This is a genomic window from Thermoanaerobacter sp. CM-CNRG TB177, from assembly GCF_018588165.1.
In the GTDB taxonomy this organism is placed as follows: Bacteria; Bacillota; Thermoanaerobacteria; order Thermoanaerobacterales; family Thermoanaerobacteraceae; genus Thermoanaerobacter; species Thermoanaerobacter thermocopriae.
This window is the reverse complement of the sequence record NZ_JAFCAC010000053.1, coordinates 26,462-47,053: the sequence shown is the minus strand read 5'-3', so window position 1 is coordinate 47,053 and position 20,592 is coordinate 26,462. Positions and strand designations below refer to the sequence as shown.

21 protein-coding genes and 1 pseudogene are annotated in these 20,592 nt (G+C 34.3%); 3 read left to right on the top strand and 19 right to left on the bottom strand.

Annotated elements, in window-relative coordinates; all coding sequences use genetic code 11:
- Positions 1-70 precede the first annotated feature (70 nt).
- The 8 genes from I4N53_RS05185 to murB all read right to left on the bottom strand — a co-directional run bounded on the left by I4N53_RS05185 (position 71) and on the right by murB (position 8,482).
- Positions 71-964 carry a sugar ABC transporter permease gene (locus I4N53_RS05185; RefSeq protein WP_003868312.1) on the bottom strand — a complete coding sequence of 298 codons (894 nt, stop codon included), beginning with the start codon at positions 962-964 and terminating at the stop codon, positions 71-73.
- 1 nt (position 965) lies between these two features.
- Positions 966-1,886 (bottom strand): carbohydrate ABC transporter permease, encoded by a 921-nt coding sequence (locus I4N53_RS05180; RefSeq protein WP_003868311.1) that lies wholly within the window; start codon positions 1,884-1,886, stop codon positions 966-968.
- Between the two features lie 46 nt (positions 1,887-1,932).
- Positions 1,933-3,174 carry a maltose ABC transporter substrate-binding protein gene (locus I4N53_RS05175; protein ID WP_214495764.1) on the bottom strand — a complete coding sequence of 414 codons (1,242 nt, stop codon included), beginning with the start codon at positions 3,172-3,174 and terminating at the stop codon, positions 1,933-1,935.
- Between the two features lie 55 nt (positions 3,175-3,229).
- Positions 3,230-4,810: an alpha-amylase family glycosyl hydrolase gene (locus I4N53_RS05170; RefSeq protein ID WP_214495763.1), complete on the bottom strand. Its 1,581-nt coding sequence runs from the start codon at positions 4,808-4,810 to the stop codon at positions 3,230-3,232.
- A 186-nt stretch (positions 4,811-4,996) separates the two neighbouring features.
- Positions 4,997-5,971, bottom strand: a complete 975-nt coding sequence (gene yvcK, locus I4N53_RS05165) for a YvcK family protein (protein WP_003868730.1) — start codon at positions 5,969-5,971, stop codon at positions 4,997-4,999.
- A 1-nt stretch (position 5,972) separates the two neighbouring features.
- Positions 5,973-6,827 (bottom strand): RNase adapter RapZ, encoded by an 855-nt coding sequence (gene rapZ, locus I4N53_RS05160; protein WP_003870534.1) that lies wholly within the window; start codon positions 6,825-6,827, stop codon positions 5,973-5,975.
- Positions 6,828-6,832: 5 nt separating this feature from the next.
- The gene (locus I4N53_RS05155; protein ID WP_214495762.1) at positions 6,833-7,564 is read right to left on the bottom strand and encodes a PHP domain-containing protein; all 732 of its coding nucleotides are present in this window, start codon (positions 7,562-7,564) and stop codon (positions 6,833-6,835) included.
- A gap of 12 nt (positions 7,565-7,576) precedes the next feature.
- The gene (murB, locus tag I4N53_RS05150) at positions 7,577-8,482 is read right to left on the bottom strand and encodes a UDP-N-acetylmuramate dehydrogenase (protein ID WP_214495761.1); all 906 of its coding nucleotides are present in this window, start codon (positions 8,480-8,482) and stop codon (positions 7,577-7,579) included.
- Between the two features lie 696 nt (positions 8,483-9,178).
- Between murB and I4N53_RS05145 the strand changes: the two genes are divergently transcribed.
- Complete coding sequence (locus tag I4N53_RS05145) at positions 9,179-9,505, top strand: YtrH family sporulation protein (protein ID WP_214495760.1); 327 nt, start codon at positions 9,179-9,181, stop codon at positions 9,503-9,505.
- The gene (locus I4N53_RS05140; protein WP_214495759.1) at positions 9,502-9,954 is read left to right on the top strand and encodes a hypothetical protein; all 453 of its coding nucleotides are present in this window, start codon (positions 9,502-9,504) and stop codon (positions 9,952-9,954) included. The genes I4N53_RS05145 and I4N53_RS05140 overlap by 4 nt, the downstream gene beginning before the upstream one ends.
- Positions 9,955-9,973: 19 nt before the next feature.
- On the opposite strand, the gene I4N53_RS05135 is transcribed toward I4N53_RS05140, so the two are convergent.
- From I4N53_RS05135 to I4N53_RS12350, 11 genes and pseudogenes are all read right to left on the bottom strand, one after another.
- The gene (locus tag I4N53_RS05135) at positions 9,974-10,837 is read right to left on the bottom strand and encodes a patatin-like phospholipase family protein (RefSeq protein WP_214495758.1); all 864 of its coding nucleotides are present in this window, start codon (positions 10,835-10,837) and stop codon (positions 9,974-9,976) included.
- Between the two features lie 14 nt (positions 10,838-10,851).
- Positions 10,852-11,421 (bottom strand): TetR/AcrR family transcriptional regulator, encoded by a 570-nt coding sequence (locus tag I4N53_RS05130; RefSeq protein WP_214495757.1) that lies wholly within the window; start codon positions 11,419-11,421, stop codon positions 10,852-10,854.
- A 29-nt stretch (positions 11,422-11,450) separates the two neighbouring features.
- The gene (gene ubiB / locus I4N53_RS05125; protein WP_214495756.1) at positions 11,451-13,127 is read right to left on the bottom strand and encodes a 2-polyprenylphenol 6-hydroxylase; all 1,677 of its coding nucleotides are present in this window, start codon (positions 13,125-13,127) and stop codon (positions 11,451-11,453) included.
- Positions 13,128-13,161: 34 nt separating this feature from the next.
- Positions 13,162-13,521 carry a phasin family protein gene (locus I4N53_RS05120; RefSeq protein ID WP_009052953.1) on the bottom strand — a complete coding sequence of 120 codons (360 nt, stop codon included), beginning with the start codon at positions 13,519-13,521 and terminating at the stop codon, positions 13,162-13,164.
- 62 nt (positions 13,522-13,583) lie between these two features.
- Complete coding sequence (locus I4N53_RS05115) at positions 13,584-14,330, bottom strand: cysteine hydrolase family protein (protein ID WP_214495755.1); 747 nt, start codon at positions 14,328-14,330, stop codon at positions 13,584-13,586.
- A gap of 70 nt (positions 14,331-14,400) precedes the next feature.
- Complete coding sequence (locus I4N53_RS05110) at positions 14,401-14,820, bottom strand: PaaI family thioesterase (RefSeq protein ID WP_009052955.1); 420 nt, start codon at positions 14,818-14,820, stop codon at positions 14,401-14,403.
- A gap of 66 nt (positions 14,821-14,886) precedes the next feature.
- On the bottom strand, positions 14,887-15,435 hold the full coding sequence (locus I4N53_RS05105; protein WP_004401604.1) for an undecaprenyl-diphosphatase: 549 nt from the start codon (positions 15,433-15,435) through the stop codon (positions 14,887-14,889).
- A gap of 80 nt (positions 15,436-15,515) precedes the next feature.
- Positions 15,516-15,824: an HD-GYP domain-containing protein gene (locus I4N53_RS05100; protein WP_255549722.1), complete on the bottom strand. Its 309-nt coding sequence runs from the start codon at positions 15,822-15,824 to the stop codon at positions 15,516-15,518.
- A gap of 157 nt (positions 15,825-15,981) precedes the next feature.
- Complete coding sequence (locus tag I4N53_RS05095; protein ID WP_214495753.1) at positions 15,982-18,372, bottom strand: heavy metal translocating P-type ATPase; 2,391 nt, start codon at positions 18,370-18,372, stop codon at positions 15,982-15,984.
- Positions 18,373-18,443: 71 nt separating this feature from the next.
- A complete protein-coding gene (gene mnmA, locus I4N53_RS05090) occupies positions 18,444-19,538 on the bottom strand; it encodes a tRNA 2-thiouridine(34) synthase MnmA (RefSeq protein ID WP_214495752.1) in 1,095 nt (364 codons plus the stop codon).
- Between the two features lie 141 nt (positions 19,539-19,679).
- A pseudogene (locus I4N53_RS12350) lies at positions 19,680-19,787 on the bottom strand (cysteine synthase A); the annotation flags it as partial.
- A gap of 472 nt (positions 19,788-20,259) precedes the next feature.
- Between I4N53_RS12350 and I4N53_RS05085 the strand changes: the two are divergent.
- Positions 20,260-20,412 (top strand): DUF1540 domain-containing protein, encoded by a 153-nt coding sequence (locus I4N53_RS05085; protein ID WP_013150593.1) that lies wholly within the window; start codon positions 20,260-20,262, stop codon positions 20,410-20,412.
- Positions 20,413-20,592 lie beyond the last annotated feature (180 nt).

Here is a 20,592-nt window from a genome sequence, read left to right as displayed (position 1 = left end):
TATTTATATACAAAATAAAAATACCGGAAATAATCCGGTATTTACAAATTGTTCCATGTGTAACAATTTTTTATCCTTTTACTGCACCTGCTGCAAGACCAGCTTGCAAATACCTCTGCAATACCATAAAGAGTATTACAAGAGGCAAAGATGCCATAACAGAGGCTGCCGCAAATTGAGTCCAGTGGGCCGAAAATTGGTTTTGAATAAACCTTTGAAGCCCTAACGCTATTGTGTAATTTTCAGGTGACTTTAGTACCGCACTGGACAAAATAAATTCACTGTATACTCCCATAAAGCTAAATAAGAATATAACTACAAGCATGGGAGTCGCCAAAGGAAGAATTATTTTCGTGAAAATTTGCCAATGAGTAGCTCCATCAACTAAAGCAGCTTCGTCCAACTCTTTTGGAAGACTATCAATATAGCCTTTTAAAAGCCATATACTAAAAGCGCTGCTACCTGCCATGACCAGCATAAGGGCATAGAGATTATCCAGAAGGTTTAATTTTGCCATTATACCAAATATAGCAGGTAATGCCATAAACGTAGGAAACATCTGAAGTATTAAGAGAGTCTTTAAGCCATTTTTTCTTCCAGCAAACTTCATTCTACTGAAAGCATAAGCTGACGTAGCAGTCAAAAATAATTGAATAGTTGCTACACCAACGCTTAAAATCATACTATTTTTTACCCAAAGTAAAAAATTAGTCTTAACAAGCACATCCTTATAATTTTGAAATGTCATATGTTGCGGAAAAATTGAACCGGAGAAAAAGGCATCTCCAGGCGCCATAGACGCTCCTACTACCCAAGCTACAGGAAACATCATTATTGCAATTACAGCCCATATAATAAGTCGGCTAATCCATAGAGATACTTTTTCATGAGGTTTTAATTTTTCCCTATAATAAATCTTTTTAGTCGTTTTTTTGTCACCAATTTTAACACTTGCATATTCCACCTTAATCCACCTCCTCGAAAGCACGAGTCATCTTCATATTGATAAGGCTCAATGTGCCAATTATCAAAAATATAATTATAGACAAAGCTGCCGCCAAGTCATACCTATTAAACTGCATTGTCATTTTATAAGCTGAACTTACAAGCAAATCAGTATGACCTGCAAAAGAAGTATCTGTCCTTGGAGGCCCTCCTCCTGTAATTAAAAACGCTGCGCCAAAATTGTTGAAATTATAAGCAAAAGATGAAATAATAAGTGGCAAAGTAGAAGATGTCAACATTGGTACTGTTATCATCCTAAACTTTTGAAACCATGTAGCACCATCAATATCTGCAACTTCATAAAGTTCAGGTGGAATAGCCTGCAAAGCTCCTAATGAGGCATTCATCATAAAAGGATAACCCATCCACACACTGACAATTATAATCGCAACTCTTGCCCAAAAAGGATCAAGAAGCCATGGTATCATGGGAAGGTGCAACTTTTGCAGTATCAGATTTATACCCCCATACTGCTGATTTAAAAGTCCTGTCCAGGTAAGTGCGGCAATTGTGCCAGGAAGTCCCCATGGAATAATCAATATTGCTCTATATAAATTTGTTTCCCACATATTTTTGTTATTCAAAATAACTGCTAAAAGAAGACCGATAATATAACTCAATAATGTAGCTGAAAGAGCAAAAATAACTGTCCACACAAATACAGGAGCAAAAACTACTTTGAAAGGGCCGGCAAGTATATCAACAAAATTTTTAAATCCTACAAATTGATAATTTTTAAAATGATATAAATTAAAGTTTGTAAAAGCAATATAAATAGTATACAAAATAGGGGCAAAACTTAATACAGTCATAGATAGTATAGCAGGAGACAAATAAGCATAAGGTCTTAATTTATCCCGCATAGTTTTGTTTGTTTTCATCTAGCAACCTCCTTCTCTAAAAAAAGGGGCTAAAAGCCCCTTTTTGTTATTGCTGTGTTGCAATGCCTTGCTTGATTTGATTCACCATATCGTCAGCAGCTTTGTCAACCGGAACTTTTCCAGATGTAATAAGCTGTAATGCATTGCCTGCAGGAGTCCAGACTGCTGCCATTTGCGGTATATTAGGCATTGGAATAGCATGTGTAGCTTGCTCAGCAAATGCATTCAAAATCTCATTATTCTTAACTTCTGGATTGTCTAAGAGGGATTTAAGAGCTGGTATCCTGTTACCTGTTTCAAATAATGGCAATCCTGTATTTTCAGCAAGATACTTCATTAAATCCCATGCTTCTTGTTGATGTTTTGAATTTGCACTTACAAAAGCAGCTTGCACACCTGCAAAGGAAGGCATTGGTTTACCATCAACCTGTGGTAGTGGAGCAACTTTGAATGGAACATTAGCTTTCTTGAAGCCATCCACATCCCATGGACCACTTATATACAAACCAGTCTTTCCACTTTGGAAGTTACCTTTTGCCATATCTCCATTTATATCTGCAGGCATGAATTTATACTTTGTCACAAAGTCTTTTATAAGTTCTAAGCCTTTCTTTGCACCATCGTTATTCAATCCTATATCGTTTGGATCAAGTCCACCGCCTGTATCCTTGAACACATAACCGCCATAAGCAGATATAAAGGCAAAGCTAAAATAGAAGTTATTTACATCGTATTGGAATCCTACTTCTTTGCCCAGCTTAATTAAATCATCAAGTGTTGCTGGTGGTGTTGGAACTTTATCTGTATTGTAGAAAAGTGCATAAGTCTCCATTGAAATTGGTACAGCATACATTTTTCCATCGTAAGATACAGCACTTATGCTCATTGGAACATAGTCGTCTTTGTTTATAACTCCGTCTGGTACTTCAGCTAAAAGTCCTGCCTTTTGGAAAGTACCCAAGTTATCGTGTGGTAAACCAAACATGATGTCTGGGCCCTTACCACTTCGAGCAGCTGTTGAGAAAGCTTGGAAGTCACTCTGGTCTGCCAAAACTTTTACTTTGTTGCCAGTTTGCTCTGCCCACTTATTTGCAATCTCTTGAACCTTTGCTATTTCAGGATCTGTTAAGTGTGACCATACTACAAGTTCTACAGGCTCTTTCTTTTGTTCTGTCTGACCTGATGAAGTATTTTCGCTTGTCTTGCTGCCACCACAACCTGTTAAAGCAGCTGACAAAACGAATACCATCACAGTCAGCAAAGCAATTATTTTTGTGTACTTCTTCATACAAATCCTCCTCTTAATTTTAATTTTATTATAATTTTGGGAAAATCCCAAAATCTTATTTCACTCTTACATTAGTCCATATACTGACACTGTCTTTAGGTAAAGTTATACTTAAAATGTTGTTTTCACCATTTCCTCTTTCAACTTTTAAATTAACTCCTTCTAATAAACCCTTTAAATAATCACTGTATTTGCCTTTTCGAAGAGAAGTCTCTATATTTTTTACAGTAGTCTCCTCTCCTTTATTTATTGCAACTACAACTATATCTTTGCCATATTGCCTTTCATAGATATAAACATCATCACTAACATACTTTGCTACAGTCTTACCATACTGTAATGCCGGTGTAGCCTTACGCAAGTTTGATAGTTCTCTAATTAAAACATAAGCCTTAGTATTCTCATCAAACTTTTCCATCATTGGCCTATTGTAAGGGTCATATCCGCCATTGGTATCATCATGCAAATATTGCTCTGTGCCATAATATATCGCTGGAATCCCACGAGATGTCATTATAAATGCAATCGCTTCATGGAGTTTGTCCTTATCATCATTTACTGATAAAAACCTCGGCATATCATGATTGTCCACAAAAGTAACCAACTTATAAGGATTATCATAATCTTTATTTGTCTCTTCAATAGTATCATTCAACCTGTCAAAGCCATAGCCTTTTTCAAAAACATCCTTTATCGCATTGTTGAGCATAAAATCCAATACAGAAAAACCACTCATATTGGCAAATTGAATATTATAACCGTACAAAGGATCAGTGGGACTGTTTAACATCCACTCGCCAAAAAGAATAGCATCTTTTTTAACGCCGTATATGGTATCAGCAAAACTTTTTACCCATTCCATAGGCATATGCTTTGCTGCATCTAGCCTTATCCCATCAATTCCATGACTAAACCATAACTTGATAGAATCCTTTAAATACTTGTCAACAATAGGATTACTTTGATCAAGGTCCGCAAGGTCAAACAAATTTTTATCCTGCAAGTCCTTTAAATTATTCCAGTTGGTAATTCCACCATTATGATGAAAAAGTTTATTGACATCATTGCTATAAGTTCCCAATAATTTCCCATCGTCATAAAGTGCACCGTTTTCAGCAAAGTCAGGATTATTTTCATCTGCAGGACTCGTATGATTGGGAGCAAAATCTAGTACAACTTTTATCCCATTAGCATGAGCAGTCTTTACAAAATTGTCAAAGTCCTCCCATGTACCAAAATGTTCTTCTACTCTTTTAAAGTCCCTTGCCCAATATCCGTGATAAGGTGCATTTATTTCGCCATTATATATTGCCGGTTTGTTGATGTTGTCTACAACAGGAGAAATCCAAATAGCTGTTACTCCCATCCCTTTTATATAAGGAATTTTTTCTGTCAAACCTTTTAAATCTCCACCCCAATACATCCTCCAATTGGTATAGGTTGGGTCAAACATACCTTTACTTACTTCCGGGTCATCGTTGGACTTATCCCCATTGTAAAACCTATCTATCATAACCTGATATATTACATCCGACTCAGGAACATTACTAGAAGTGGTATCTTTAACACCACAACTGGTCAGCAATAAAGAAAAGACTAAAATTATCACCGCAAATAGCTTTACATTTTTTCTCATCACTTTCCCCCTTACAAGTAATTGCCAATATGTTACAGCAATCGCTTTCTCGAAACGTATTTTTAAAAAGCGCGCCCAATTGCAATTTCATTGCAATCGCTTGCGCTTGCTTTTAATAATATTGTATATCTTATTTCAACAAATGTCAATATATTTTTTTGTACAACATAGACTAAAATTTTGCATTTATACTAATAGGCTTATAATCACTTCTGCAAGCTTTTGCTCATTATGCCTTATAAATTCCTTTTTTAAAGCTACTAAATTTTCTTCTACTACTTTAATTCCCATTCTTTCTAACTGATTTTTATCGTATTCAACAGGTTGTGACATGTCTTTTATATAGCGCTCCATATAATCATGAGGAATTTCGCCATTGTTGACAATAATGTAATCTATAGATTTAAGCCCATGTTCAAAAAGAGCCTTCACATGGTCACAAGCAGTATAACCCAAAGTCTCTCCTGGCTGTGTCATGATATTACATACATAAATTTTAACCGCTTTGGAGGTTTCAATAGCATCACACATTCCATCTACCAAAAGATTAGGTATTACACTTGTATATAAACTTCCAGGACCCAATATAATGGCATCAGCATTTAATATATCCACTAACACTTCTTCAAAAGGCGCTGCATGAGAAGGTTCAATATATATCCTCTTTATCTTGCTGTTTTCTTTTTGTTGTACAACAGGAATTTGCGATTCCCCTTTAATAATAGTCCCGTTTTCCAGCTCTGCTACAAGCCTTACATCATTAAGAGTTACAGGAATAACTTTTCCAGATACAGCAAGCACATCACTCATCTTTTTTACAGCTTCTTCAAAATTTTTAGAAATACCTATCATGGCTGCCAAAAACAAATTCCCAAAATTTTGTCCTTTTAACATTCCCTCAGTAAACCTGTACTGCAAAAGTTGTTCCATTGTAGGCTCTGTATTTGCTAAAGCCAGTATACAATTTCGTATATCTCCAGGCGGCAGTATCCCTAAATCCTGTCTTAGGATTCCCGAGCCACCGCCATCATCTGCTACTGTAACTACCGCAGTAATATTAGTTGTATAAAATTTTAACCCCCTCAACATAGTAGAAAGCCCTGTACCTCCACCAATAGCAACAATACGAGGTCCTCCTTTAGAATTATTTTTCATAATCATATTACTCCTCTCCTATATCTCTATGGTGCAAAATAACAGAATAATCTTCTTTTTTTAGAAACTCATAAAGGGCATTTGCAATAGTAACAGACCTATGCTTTCCTCCTGTGCATCCAATAGCTATAACAAGTTGAGATTTACCTTCTCTTATATAATACGGGATTAAAAATTTAATCATGTCCCCTAATTTTTTTAAAAACTCCTTTGCTTCCTCCCACTTCATCACGTACTCTTTTACCTTATCATCATTTCCTGTTAAAGGTCTTAACTCTTCAATATAAAAAGGATTAGGCAAAAACCTCACATCAAATACAAGGTCAGCATCAAGAGGTATTCCATATTTATATCCAAAAGACATAATATCTATTATGATTCCTTTAAACTTTTTCCCTTTTAAAAAGATATTAGACAATTCCTCTTTTAACTGGGAAGAAGTTAAATTAGAAGTATCTATTATGCTATTGGCAATTTTCCTTATTTCTGCAAGTCTCTTTCTTTCCTCATTTATTCCATCAACTATTCTACCTTCCTCAGAGAGAGGATGTTTTCTTCTGGTTTCTTTAAACCTCTTTATCAAAACCTCGTCAGAAGCTTCCAAAAAAACTATTTCGTAATCGTAGTTGTTTTTTTTCAAAAACTCAAGGCTAGAATAGATGTCCTCAAAAAACTGGCCACCTCTTAAATCCATACCAAGGGCTACCTTATCAACATTTTTTGAGTGATAAAAAAGGTCAGCAAGTTTTGGAAGAAGAGCAGGTGGAAAATTGTCTATACAAAAAAAGCCCATATCCTCCATCGCTTTTAATGCCTGTGTTTTTCCAGCGCCAGAAAGCCCTGTTATTATGACAAACCTCATAAATATCACCTCTTTGCGTTTATTATATCTTCTTCTGTTAGTCCCGCCTCTTTTGCTATTTCTATTCCCCTTTTAAAGTCTCCTACTTTATGAGGCGTATGGGCATCGCTGTTTATTACAAATTTGCACCCCTCTTTTTTGGCTATCTTTACATATTCAACTGTCATATAACCATGACTAGAATTAATCTCAAGAGCCGTTCCTTTCTCTTTTGCTGCCTTTGCAAGCTTTTGTGTATCAATGTCTACTTTTGCTCCGGGGTGTGTTATTATGTCAATTTTGTACTTTTTTATAGCATTAATCATCGCTTGAGTATTTTTTTCTCTCATCTCTTCCCGCAAGGAAATAAAATATTTACTTGCCATGTTCTTACCAAAAAGCTGTAAAGTACTTCTAAAGTCTTTAGGCATAACTCCTTCATGATATCCCATAAGCAAAATATCTAAATATTTCATAAGTTCATCTGGAACATCAATATCTCCTTCTAAGCTGATTAAATTAGCTTCTACTCCCATCAGCACTTTAATTTGAGGATATTTTTCATTAATCTTATCTATTTCCTCCCTCATTTTTTTAAAATCCCTTTTTCTTAAACCATAAAATACATGAGCTGGTCCATGGTCAGTAATCGCAATTACCTCAAGTCCAATTTCTATTGCCCTTTTCACATTATCCTCTATTGTACCTTTGCCATGGCTGTATACCGTATGGGTGTGATAATCAGCAAAAATTTTCATTTGTCAAATCACCTATTTCTCTCCTATTATTTTTATTTCTGGTACAAGTTCCACTCCAAACTTTTCTTTTACTACTTTTTGTATATGCTCAATCAAATTTAAAACATCGTAAAAAGTTGCATTGCCAGTATTTATAATAAATCCCGAATGATTTTCGGAAACTTTAGCTCCTCCAATTGAATAGCCTTTAAGTCCTGCTTCCTCAATCAATTTCCCAGCATAATATCCAGGTGGCCTTTTAAAAGTACTTCCGGCACTTGGATACTCCAAAGGCTGTTTTTCCCTTCTTTTTGCATTTAGTTCCTCCATTTTGCTTTTTATCTCTTCGTATTTCCCTTTTGCCAAACTAAGCCATGCTCTTAAAACAATCCAATCCTTTTCATGAATAATGCTGTATCTATAGGAAAAATTCATTTCTTCGTTTGATAAAATCAATATATTGCCTTCTCCATCTAAAACCTCTACTTTTTCTACCACGTCCTTCATTTCAGACCCATAAGCCCCTGCGTTCATCACTATTGCTCCACCTAAAGTGCCAGGAATCCCGCTAGCAAATTCAAATCCCGCAAGTTCATGTACAAGTGCCACATTGGCAATATAGGAAAGAGGTGCTCCCGCTTCAGCAATTATCCTATTACCTTCTACAATTACATTCCTCAAAGAGGATAATTTTATTACAACTCCCCTAATGCCCTTTTCACTTACCAATAAATTAGTACCATTTCCTAGTATAAAAAAAGGAATGTTTTCTCCTTTCAACAAAAATATGACTTCCAATAATTCTTTACGATTATTTGGTACAACTAACACATCTGCAGGTCCACCTATTTTAAAAGAAGTGTGTCTTTTCATGGGCTCGTTTAAATACAATTTCCCTTCTCTAAGGATATCCTTCAATTTGTCAACTATCTCAATCACTCTACCACTCCTCAAAATTTAAAGTTTAACTACTCCATCTATAGTCTATCAATAATATATTGTTTTCATTCCAAAATGAAACTTTATATGCAATTTTATAATATCACTTTTTTTTCACAAAATAAATAGAGGGGACTACCCCTCCTTTATGCATTGTAACAAACTTTAAATCTCTTGCTTATGCAACCTTCCGAATCATACATGCTCACAACAGCTGTGCACTTTTTTATCTTTATCTCGCAATTGCAATCCCTGCAAAAATACAGGTTATTCCCTATTTTGCCCACATTCGTACTTTTGCAATTTGGGCATTCCACGGCAATCACCTCTTCATTAGCTGCTTACACTGTGAACTGCATCGCCAATGAATTGGCGGACTTTATGGCCACAAACTGCCGTCTATTCTTTGGCGTGTTCAACACACCTCCCAGTATAAGCAGCTTTTGATTTGTGTATTAAGTAATCTAATCTTAAAATTTTGAATATTTTATGTATTTGTTAAAATTATTTCCATTCCAATTTTTATTATACCACAGGTAAAGAAGTTGGATATAGTTTGAAATTACATCATATCTTCTAATATTTTAAATTTTCTCTTATATTTATTCAGTATTTCTCTCTTTTGCAAAAAAAATATCCGTTTTTCTAAGTTTTTTGCTTAAAAGTTTAAGCATATAATTATATGAGGTGTTCAATATGATTTTTAAAGTTGTAAAAGTCTTTTCCATCCCTTTTTTCACATCAATGGGAGTTGTTATAGGTGGAGCTTTAATTGGTGCTTTATCAGCTGTATTTACCTTTGAATCCCCTGTCAAAATAATTAATCTGATTTTAAAAGATATACGTTTATGGGCAATATTAGTAGGACTCGGAGGCTCTTTTTCTGCTATAAGGGGATTCGAAATAGGTTTAAGCGGTGAATTTACACAGCTAGCAAAACAAGGTTTAATAATTCTTGGGGCTTTTTTAGGCTCTTATGCAGGTTTTAAAATCATTTCTTTTATTGTTGGTGATTTAAAGTGAAAAAGTATTATATTCATCTTTGCATTTTTATTCTTGGCTTTATTATTGGAGGTTCTATCATAAATGCAGTAAATGGTATTAAAATTGAAAAACTAATTTTCGAAAAAGAAGCCTATAGGATGAAAGCTATTGAATTAAATGAAAAAGTATCAAAACTTAATGAATCATTGAAAAACAAACCTCAAAGAGTGGTCTCAGACATAATTGTCCACATAAACAATGCAGACAATAAATTAGCTATTGAGATAGAAAAATACGTAAAAGAAAAATTAAAGGGTTTATACGGAAAAGAGATAGAAAAAATAGACCCCACATTAATAAAAAACATTTTTGATGGCAGAATCCTAACAATCGAAAATAAAAAAATAATCTTAAAGGTTAAATTTATTGTGATAAATACTGCTCTCGAGATTTACTTAGACACTGATGAAAAAATTTCTTTAGAATAATAAACGCAAGTTGTTTGCTCTACATTTCTAATTCTCTCTTTATTTTCCCAACAATAGAATCGGCAGCTTCAAATCCCATATTTATGCATTTTCCCGCCTGGTCAAACCTATACCAGCGAATATTATTAACATTAGGCTTTATTGTATAGACTCTTTTACCCCTCTCTGTTTTTTCGGAATTTTTGTTAGAGCTGTCTTTTAATAACTTCATAGTTGTAGCTGTAATGGATATAATTTCAGGCGCTGTCCTTTTTAAATTGAAATATTTTTTTAGAGGCAGCAACTTATCACTATTAGCTAAAGAATAAAAGGTTTTTTCAAAAACTCCCATATCTATGCTAGAGCTCACATCACATTCTATAATTATGTCTGCACCCAATTTAGCTGCTAATCCTACTGCGTCAAAATCAATAATTGACCCATCAACTAACTTGGTTCCATTGTATTCCACAGGTTCAAAAATGACAGGAATAGAAATACTTGCTCTTATAGCTTTTATCAAGTCTCCTTCTGAGAATACTACTTCTTTTCCTGTGTGAATATCCGTAGCCACAATATATAGAGGGATATTAAGCTCTTCAAATCTTTCTTTTATATAGACCTGCAAATATTTTTCTATTTTTTCGCCTTTTACCAAACCAGTTTGTGATGTTTTAAAATCCAATAAGTTTAAAAATTTTAACATATTAATCTTTTTTGCATCACTTATAAGTTTGTCTACATTATGTCCTGAAGCATAGATTGCTCCTATTATCGCTCCCATACTTATGCCTATTATAAAGTCAATAGGAATATTTTCTTCTTCAAATCTTTTTAGTATACCTAAGTGCGCATATCCTCTTGCTGCTCCACCACCTAGTATAAGTCCTACTTTTGGTCTCATTTTCCATCACCATTTTACTCAAAAATAATTTGTATGGCATTTAACGCATCCAAAATTTCATTTTCATTAGAATCTAAAATCACTTGAATTCCCGTACCAAACATTGCACCAAGTATCATTCTCGCTACTGCTCGTGGAGAATAACTTTTAAAATTGTCTCCTAAAGCACTATTACTTAAAATTTTTTCCTCAATCATTTTAGATAAATCATTAAATAAATCCTTTAATAAACTGTTAAAAGAAGAGGACCACATGGCTAAACCTGTAAAATCGTACAACAGTTTAAAAAGTCCCGGATTATTACTTAACAGGTCTTTAAAAAATTTCACTAAGGATAGCATCTTATCCTTTGCAGTTTCTCCAATACTCAAAGCTTCATTTATTTCTTCTAAATATTTATCTATCATCATCTTTATTACCTCTGTAAAAAGCCCTTCCTTACTACCAAAATAATAATGCAATTGGCTTAATACAACACCAGCTTCCTCTGCAATGTCTCTTAAGGAAACATTAGCATATCCTTTAGTTGAAATACACTTATATGCAGCATTTAATATTCTTTGCGATTGGTTTCTTCCTTCCATCTTGGATTTCCCCTTTTGAAGTTTATTTATTAAAGCCGCCCAGATCGGAAAATAGAAATTGCTAAACCTAAAACTATGACAAAAGCTATCGCTAAACCAATCTTTAAAATTATCCCATTAAGCTTATACATTTCTGCACCAGCATTAGCACTCATTCCTGACCCTATTAAAATCCCTGCAATGACAATACTTAAAGCCAAAAGTATAATACTGGTGGAAAGTCGATTAAATACCTTATCAACGCGTTTCTCTAAATTTTCAAAGTCTCTTATTTTCAATTCTACAGCATAATTTTCTTCTTCTGTTTTCCTTAAAAAATTCAATAAAAATGATGGCAACTCTTTTATCAATCTGCTATAATCCATTGTGGCATTTATTATCTCTTCTTTCATATGTTGAGTAGAAAACATTTTAGGTATCAACTGCTTTGCAATTGGTTTTGCCACTTCTAAAACGCTAATTTTAGGATCTAACTTTTCTACTATTCCCTCTAACGTTATAAGGCTTTTAGCCAGCATATTAAATTCATTGGGAATTACAATATTATACGAAAATACAAGGTCAAATATCCCATTGAGGACTTCCCCAACTTTGAGCTTTTCTAATGGTATTTCAACATATCTATCTCGCAAATTATTTATGTCTTTTTCTAGCTTTTTCATATTGACATTTAGAGTCACAGCATTTAAATCTATAATGCTTTCAGTAATCATCCTGCTATTTTTGTAAACAATCCCCAACAACATTTTAGAAAACTGCCTTTTTCTTTCTGGGCTTAAGCTACCTACCATTCCAAAATCTAAAAATGCTATTGTCCCATCCCCTAGCACCATAATATTTCCCGGATGAGGGTCTCCATGAAAAAAACCATCCCTTAAAATCTGATTCAATACAGATTTTGCAAGGTTTCTTGCAATTGCACCGCGGTCTAATCCAGCCTCATCAATTGCATTAAAATCATTTAACGGAATGCCATCAATGTATTCCATCGTCAATACACGTCTTGTCGTATGGGTCCAGATTATAGAAGGAATTTTGACTTTTTTGTCTTTTAAAAAATTCTTTTTGAACTTTTCTGCGTTTTCCCCCTCTATTCTAAAATCTAATTCCTCTTCCAATCTCTTTTTGAAGTCTTCTACCATTTTTGTAAAATTATATAGTTTGCCATATTTTGTATGATTATCAACAAATTTGGCAATATCTTCTAATATCCTCATATCTTGGGCTATGATTTTTTCTATCCCTGGCCTTTGAACTTTGACAACAACAGTTTTGCCTGACCACAACAAAGCCTTGTGAACTTGTGCTATAGAAGCAGCCGCTAAAGGAGTAGGCTCAAATTCAGCATAGGCTTCCTCCAAACTTTCGCCAAATTCATTTTGTATAACTGATTTCACCTCATCAAAAGAAAAAGCAGGAACTTTGTCCTGTAATTTTTCCAATTCTTTTATAACATCCTTTGGCAAAATGTCAGGCCTGGTACTTAAAATCTGCCCCATTTTTATAAAAGTAGGTCCTAATTCTTCAAGAGCAAGTCTTAATCTTTCTCCACGGGAAAGTTTCGCAATATTTTCATCATTTGTTTGCTTCAAGATTTTTCTTCTTACATTAATATGTTTTAGAATGCCAATATTGTCAATTATAGCACCAAACCCATATTTGATAAATACAAACACTATTTCTCTGTATCTTCTTAAATGTTGCATTATTTCACACCTGTCATCAAAATTTTATAGTTACTTATTTCTTTGTGTTTTGCATTTCCTCCAGCACTTTTTTAATTTCTTCACGAACAATATTTCTTATATCTTCTTTACTAACAATGTCCTCCTTTTTGGCGATGTTCATGTAATCTAACGTTTCAGCAACTGCGTCTTTAATCATTTTTCTCAATTCTTCCTTCTGTTCTTCACCTTTTTTTACCAAGTCTTTTACCATTTTTTGTGCATCTTCTCTTGCAACTTCTCCTCTATCTACAAGTTCTTCTACTACTTTTTCTATTTTCTCTCGCGATAATGCAAATAATCCCAAACCAAAATTGATAGATTTTTCAAGCAAACTTGTCATATATATAACCCCTTTCAAAATTAATTCGGACATCCGTCCTAATATCTCTACTAATATTATATACTAAAATTTCCTAAAGTCAATATGGAATTTCATTACTCCTCCAACAGCTCTTTTACAACCTCTATACCGTTTAATTTCATGTGATACAAAAACATGGTATGTATCAAATTGCCATCATGAGGCAGTATCTTGAGGGATTGAGCAGTTTTTACAGATGTATCATACGTTTCAACGCAATTTTCCGGTACAATTACATTTACTTTAAGATTATTGGCATTTGCAATCATTTTTATAGACATAGCCGTCTGGTAAACACACAAGTCAGTGCAATCTCCTACAACAATAAAAGTAGATTTTCCTTCCTTTATCATTTCAACAACTTTCTTCAAAAACTCACTCCCGCCTTCTAATTCCCCACCAAAAAACACATTTAATGAATTTTTCTCTACAATCACAGGTTCTCCTTCAACTACTTCTTTTAATTCGTCCACAATTTCACTTTCAAAAGTACCTTTTACACAATGAGGTGGAAATTCTCCAAATTCAACTGCATCTGAAGGATGGGCGTCATTTAAAAAGAACACATTTTTTATCCCCATTCTGTAGCAGGCTTTCAATAAATTTTTTATGGGTTCTATTATGCCTGCAACTCTTGGACTTGCTAAAGGACCGCTTTTACAAAAACCGTTTAGCATATCTACAACCAAAACTGAAACCTTATCCTCTCCACCAGCATTGTATATCACACTGCTTAAACTTTTTTCTTCTAGGTTGCTATAAAAATCAAAAAGGTAATTTAAAAATGGCCTTGTGTTATACAAAAAACTGTCAAAATTCATAAAAAACACCCCTTTATATGTTTATTCTTACCAAAATTATACCATAAAAACAATTCTTAAACATAATGTATTACATATTGAAAAAAGTTTCTCTTGCCACAGCTAAAAGCCTCCCATCTTCAGCATAGGCTTCACAAACTGCCACAGTAGTTTTACTCCCCGCATGAACTATTTTACCTGTCGCTTTCACTTTTTCTCCCACTTTCACTGGCGAAAGGTAATTTATATTCATCTCAATAGTTATCACCTGTTTACCTACTGTCCTTGCTGCCATACCCATTGTAATATCCATCAAAGAAAAAAGCACGCCTCCGTGAGCAATGCCAAGAGGATTTAAGTGTTTTTCTTCAATTTTCATTTTTGTAACAGCATAACCCTTCCCTAATTCTGCTACATGCACCCCTATTAATTGATGAAAATTAGTACTCCTATTTATTTTTAAAAGTTCTTCAAAAAGTTTTTCATCTATTCCTCCATTTATTGCTTTCACATTCCCGCCCTCCTCATAAGTTGTTGTTATTATTATAGCATAAAAAACACAGGACTTTTCCTGTGTTTATGCAAATATTTCATGCCATATTTTTATAATATACCCTTCAACAGGACTAAGTATTCCTTCAAGACCTCTTAAAATTTTACTGCTTATAAATCCTATTATAAAGCCGGCTATGACATCCAGTGGATAATGTACTCCCACATATATTCTTGCAAATAAAAGTAATAGAGTTAAAACCATCATTATACTGCCAATAATTTTGTCATACATAAGCTCTGTAAAAGATAAAGCAGAACCTCCTGACGCATGGTCACTCGGAAAAGAAGCATCTGCAGGATGTTTTACCAAAAGATTGACTTTGTGATGCACAAAAGGTCTGGGTTCAAAATAGACGGTAGAAATTATTAAATTTAACCCTAGTGCAATAATAGCTGCAAAAAAGGCGTTCATAGAAGTCTTTTTACCCTTATCACCGCCTATAAACCACTGAACCAACATAAGCATCCCATACAAAATTGGAGAATACACAGCAATAAAAGTCATAATCTTGTCCAAAAAAATATTATGGCCTGCTAAGCCATTTATCATGTGAAAAAGTGTCAAATTCATGTTTCTTCACCTCACGAAATATTATAGAGGTGAAGTCTTAAAGGAAAATTAGATTTTCATTAAAAAGAAATTAAAAAATTTTAATAATCAATTCCCAAATTTTCTATTACAGATATAAACGCATCAACAATTTTAGGATCAAACTGTGTTCCCGCATTTTTCTTCAATTCTTCAATAGCTTGAGCCATTGTAAATGAATCTCTGTAAGGCCTTTTAGAAGTCATGGCATCAAAACTGTCAGCCACAGCTATTATTCGTGAACCTAAAGGTATCTCTTTTCCTTTTAATCCATCGGAATAACCTTTGCCATCATATCTTTCGTGATGATGACGAATTATCTTTGCGATATTTTCCATAACCTTCATCTTATTTATAATCTCATAACTCATAACCGGATGATCCATTAAACTATTATGATTCCAATTTTAATTGCAATTGCAATTTTAGGAGGAATAATCATCTCAAACAAAGCATTAAACCCAATCAGTCATATGACTGAAGTAGCAACAGAAATAAGCGAAAGAATGAGTTTGGACAATTCCAAACTCATTCCCTAAATCTTCTCAATCTTAAAGCATTTGTTACAACTGACACTGAGCTAAATGCCATTGCCCCTCCTGCTATAGCTGGAGTTAAAAGGCCCATTGCGGCAAATGGTATGCCGATTGTATTGTATACAAAAGCCCAGAATAAATTTTGATATATATTTCTCATGGTAGCTTTGCTTAATTTTATGGCGGTCACAATACCCATAAGATTACCACTTATCAACGTTATATCCGAGGTTTCTATCGCCACATCTGTACCTGTACCTATCGCTATGCCAACATCCGCTGTAGCTAAAGCAGGAGCATCATTAATACCGTCTCCCACCATTGCAACTACTTTTCCCATTTTTTGAAGTTTCATAACCTCTTCAGCCTTATGTTCTGGCAATACTTCTGCCAGCACATTTTTTATACCAACTTGTTTTGCTATTGCCTCAGCAGTCCTTTTATTATCTCCTGTAATCATGTATACTTCAATACCCATAGCGTGTAACTCTTTAATAGCTTTTGCCGAGTCACTCTTTACGGTATCTGCAACAGCTATAATGCCATAAACGCTGTCGCGAGATGCCAATATCATTGCTGTTTTACCTTGTGATTCTAGTTCTGTGACTTTATCTTCAATTGATGTTACATCAATATTTTGTTTGTCCATGAGCCTTCTATTGCCAATATAAAACTCTTTTTCATTTATCATAATGCATATACCGTAGCCTGGTATAGCCTCAAATTTCTCAGGGTCTTCCAATATTTTGAATTTTTCTTTTGCTTTATTAACGATTGCTTGTCCCAATGGGTGCTCAGAATTTTTTTCTGCAATTCCCGCTATTTTTAGTATCTCATCCTCGGTAAAATCTCCAAAAGCTACTATGTCTGTAACTTCCGGTTCTCCTTTTGTTATCGTCCCAGTCTTATCAAGCACTATTGTCGTGATTTTTCCTGCTTTCTGCAGATGTTCTCCTCCTTTTATGAGTATACCATTTTCTGCTCCTTTTCCTGTCCCTACCATCACAGAGGTCGGAACTGCAAGTCCAAGAGCACACGGGCAGGCAATTACAAGTACTGATACTGCATTTATTATGCCCGCATTAAAATCTCCATACCCAAAATACCAAATTAAAAATGTGGTAGCAGCTATACCTATAACTGCCGGGACAAAAATACCAGAGATTTTATCAGCGATTTGTTGAATTGGCGCTTTTGACCCTTGGGCATCTTCTACCATTTTAATAATTTGCGATAATACCGTATCTTTACCCACTTTTGTGGCTTCAAATTTAAAGGTTCCTGTTTTATTTATCGTAGCGCCAATTACTTCATCACCAACGCCTTTTTCTACAGGAATAGATTCTCCAGTTATCATAGATTCATCCACAGCTGAACTGCCTTCAATTATTTTACCGTCAACTGGTATTTTTTCGCCCGGCCTTACAACAACGATATCCCCGACTTTGACCTCTTCAATAGGTATATCTAATTCTTGCCCATCCCTTATCACTCTTGCAGTCTTTGCTTGTAGTCCCATGAGGTTCTTTATTGCTTCAGATGTTTTTCCCTTGGCTATAGCTTCAAGCAGCTTACCTAATGTTACAAGCGTTATAATAACTGCTGATGCCTCAAAATACAAGTAGTTGTGTATCTCATGAGAGGGTTTAGTAAATACATTGTACAAACTATAAAAATATGCTGCAGATGTTCCCATAGCTACCAAAGTATCCATATTTGCCGTCATATTTTTTAAATTGTTCCACGCACCCTTATAATATCTAAAACCTACGATAAACTGAACAGGTGAAGATAAAAATACCTGTAACCACGGATTATCAAGTATTCCTCCTGAAATTTTAAACATTCTAAAAACCATTGATATTACTAACGGCACAGTTAAAATCGCTGAATATATTACAAGTTTCCTTAATGTATTTATTTCTCTCTCCTTTATCTCTTTTCCTGTATCAATACCTACTCCAGTTTTTTCCTTTGCATCATATCCTATATCTTTTATCGCTTTAATCATTTTTTCTGTATCAACTTCATTTGAATCATATTCGACAATTGCTGTCTCAGTCGCAAAATTAACTGATGCATTGCTTACACCAGGCAGGTTTTTTAAGGTTTTTTCGATTTTGGCAGCGCATGATGCGCAGGACATACCCACAAGTGCAAGCTCTGCTTTATCTTTTATTACACCATATCCTATATCTTCTATTTTTTTCTCAATATCGCATATGTTAATTTTATCTGGATCATATATAACCGTTGCTTTTTCAATCGCAAGATTTACATTTGCATCTAAAACTCCATCTAAGCTTTTAAGCCCTTTTTCTATTTTTGTTGCACAAGCTGCACAAGACATCCCTGTTATTTTTAAATTAGCTTTTTCGGCCATATTTTCATCTCCTCTTCATCTCTCAGTATTTTTATAGGAAATTCTTCCACATAAAAGGAGATTCAGAAATTTTATCTAACTTTTCTTTCTATTGTTCCCCCTCCTACAACAATATCTCCATCATAAAAAACTACTGACTGCCCTGGTGTAATAGCCCTTTGTGGATTGTCAAATTTCACAAAAACCCTCCCATCTTCAAGTGGTCGTATTACTGCATCCTGCTCTTTTGCAGTGTACCGTATCTTTGCTTTTACTCTCATCTCTCCTTCAAGTTTGTCAATTGAAATAAAGTTGTTATTATAGGAAATGAGTTCATCCCCAAATACTTCGTCACCGTATCCTAATACTACCACATTATTTTCTGCATCAATATCGACAACATAGAGGGGTTTGCCAACAGAAATTCCTAAACCTTTCCGTTGTCCTATTGTATAATGTATAATTCCCTTATGATAACCCAAAAATCTACCTCTCGTATCGCGGAATTCTCCTGGTTTTATCTCTTCTTTGGCATTTTCTCTAATAAATTTTCCATAATCATTATCAGTTACAAAACAAATTTCTTGACTGTCTGGCTTTGATGCAACAGGCAGGCCTAAATTTTTAGCTAACTCTCTGACCTCATCTTTTTTATATTTACCCAGTGGAAACAAAATATGCTCAAGCTGAGTTTGAGTAAGATTATATAGTACATAAGTCTGGTCTTTTGAAGTATCTACAGATTTCTTTAATAAATACCTTCTTCTCTCTTCATCGTACTCTTTAATCGCATAATGGCCTGTTGCTACATAATATGCATCTATCATCCAGGCTCTTTTTAAAAGTTCTTCAAATTTTATATATTTATTGCAAGCAATACAGGGATTGGGAGTCCTTCCTCTTAGATACTCATCTACAAAATAATCTATTACTTTTTCTTTAAAAACATCTTTAAAATTCATTACATAATATTTAATGCCAATCTTATTCGCTACTCTTCTGGCGTCATTAACAGCAGCCAATGAACAACAGCCGCCTTCAACTCTTACTGCTTCCTCATCTTTGTCCTGCCATATTTGCATCGTAACACCTATAACCTCATATCCCTGTTCTTTTAAAAGATAAGCCGAAACAGAGCTATCAACACCTCCGCTCATTCCCACTACTACTCTGTTATTTTTTTTCATAAAAAAACTTTTTAACCTCCTATCTTGTAGAGTCAGATATCTAAACCACGAAGTAGTTGCATTTTTTCCGTATAATTTACCGTTTCTTAATTATTAGTATCTGTTCATAATTCTATATTTATTGACGATAAAGTTCAATATTCAAAAAAATTTCTGCATACTTAAATAGCTTTTACCTGTATCAGGCAACTCAGTTACAACCCGTTTTCCTTTCCCGAGGCAATTAGCAACTTCAATTGCCGCAAAAATTTCTTCGTTCTATGCTCATCGTATCAGGCATTACAAGAATCAACTTATACCCTTTTACAGTACTGACCATCGTACCTCCGCTGCATTTTCAGGAACAATTCTATTTAACTTGAAGACATAAGTTTTTGCCTCCTTTTAATTCCGATTATTTAGATAGGAATTATATGATTTCTTTTCTTAAAGTATCACAATCTTATATCAATGTCAATAGATACGTTTCAAAATTTAGTTTATTTAACATTGTCTGTAAGTATAAAATTTAACACAGGAATTCAAGGTAGAAGAGATAAGTGCAATATTTGATAACCTTCCTTAAGCCACGTAGATTTCCAAAGAAAGATGGGTGACAAATATGTATTTATAAGGTATTTCGCTATTATGTCTTAGCCTTTGTTATTTTGTTCGCAAAAAGTATAATAAATTAATATATGGAAATACTATTTGTTGATAATAAATAAGTGAGGTGTGTTATATGACAGCAGAAAATGTAGTTAAATGTTCAGTAAATACTTGCAGCTACTGGAAAGATATGAGATGCCACGCTCCATCAATTGAAGTAAGTTCAAAAGTAACGCCTGCAAAAACTAGCGCAGAAACAGAATGCACAACATTTAAACCAAAATAAAAACAACTAAAGAAAACCATTGATAAGTATTCAACGTTTCAGACTTTAGGCATAAGAAAAGTCTCCGCTTTTATGCGTAGAGTGCATCGCGGAATTTTTGAAACTAGTTTGCGAAATTTTAGGGAAAGCAGCTTACCGTCGAGCCTGCACTCGAGCATAAAAGGAGGAGACTTTATTTAT

Bases quoted from the DNA above. Each gene is read 5' to 3' on its own strand.
- I4N53_RS05120 (WP_009052953.1), bottom strand. From the start codon at position 13,521: ATGTCCGAATTAATTTTGAAAGGGGTTATATATATGACAAGTTTGCTT.
- rapZ (WP_003870534.1), bottom strand. From the start codon at position 6,827: ATGAGGTTTGTCATAATAACAGGGCTTTCTGGCGCTGGAAAAACACAG.
- yvcK (WP_003868730.1), bottom strand. From the start codon at position 5,971: ATGATTATGAAAAATAATTCTAAAGGAGGACCTCGTATTGTTGCTATT.
- mnmA (WP_214495752.1), bottom strand. From the start codon at position 19,538: ATGAAAAAAAATAACAGAGTAGTAGTGGGAATGAGCGGAGGTGTTGAT.
- I4N53_RS05170 (WP_214495763.1), bottom strand. From the start codon at position 4,810: ATGAGAAAAAATGTAAAGCTATTTGCGGTGATAATTTTAGTCTTTTCT.
- I4N53_RS05115 (WP_214495755.1), bottom strand. From the start codon at position 14,330: ATGAATTTTGACAGTTTTTTGTATAACACAAGGCCATTTTTAAATTAC.
- I4N53_RS05095 (WP_214495753.1), bottom strand. From the start codon at position 18,372: ATGGCCGAAAAAGCTAATTTAAAAATAACAGGGATGTCTTGTGCAGCT.
- I4N53_RS05130 (WP_214495757.1), bottom strand. From the start codon at position 11,421: ATGGAAGGAAGAAACCAATCGCAAAGAATATTAAATGCTGCATATAAG.
- I4N53_RS05105 (WP_004401604.1), bottom strand. From the start codon at position 15,435: ATGAATTTGACACTTTTTCACATGATAAATGGCTTAGCAGGCCATAAT.
- I4N53_RS05175 (WP_214495764.1), bottom strand. From the start codon at position 3,174: ATGAAGAAGTACACAAAAATAATTGCTTTGCTGACTGTGATGGTATTC.
- I4N53_RS05100 (WP_255549722.1), bottom strand. From the start codon at position 15,824: ATGAGTTATGAGATTATAAATAAGATGAAGGTTATGGAAAATATCGCA.
- I4N53_RS05085 (WP_013150593.1), top strand. From the start codon at position 20,260: ATGACAGCAGAAAATGTAGTTAAATGTTCAGTAAATACTTGCAGCTAC.
- I4N53_RS05145 (WP_214495760.1), top strand. From the start codon at position 9,179: ATGATTTTTAAAGTTGTAAAAGTCTTTTCCATCCCTTTTTTCACATCA.
- I4N53_RS05155 (WP_214495762.1), bottom strand. From the start codon at position 7,564: ATGAAAATTTTTGCTGATTATCACACCCATACGGTATACAGCCATGGC.
- I4N53_RS05180 (WP_003868311.1), bottom strand. From the start codon at position 1,886: ATGAAAACAAACAAAACTATGCGGGATAAATTAAGACCTTATGCTTAT.
- I4N53_RS05135 (WP_214495758.1), bottom strand. From the start codon at position 10,837: ATGAGACCAAAAGTAGGACTTATACTAGGTGGTGGAGCAGCAAGAGGA.
- ubiB (WP_214495756.1), bottom strand. From the start codon at position 13,127: ATGCAACATTTAAGAAGATACAGAGAAATAGTGTTTGTATTTATCAAA.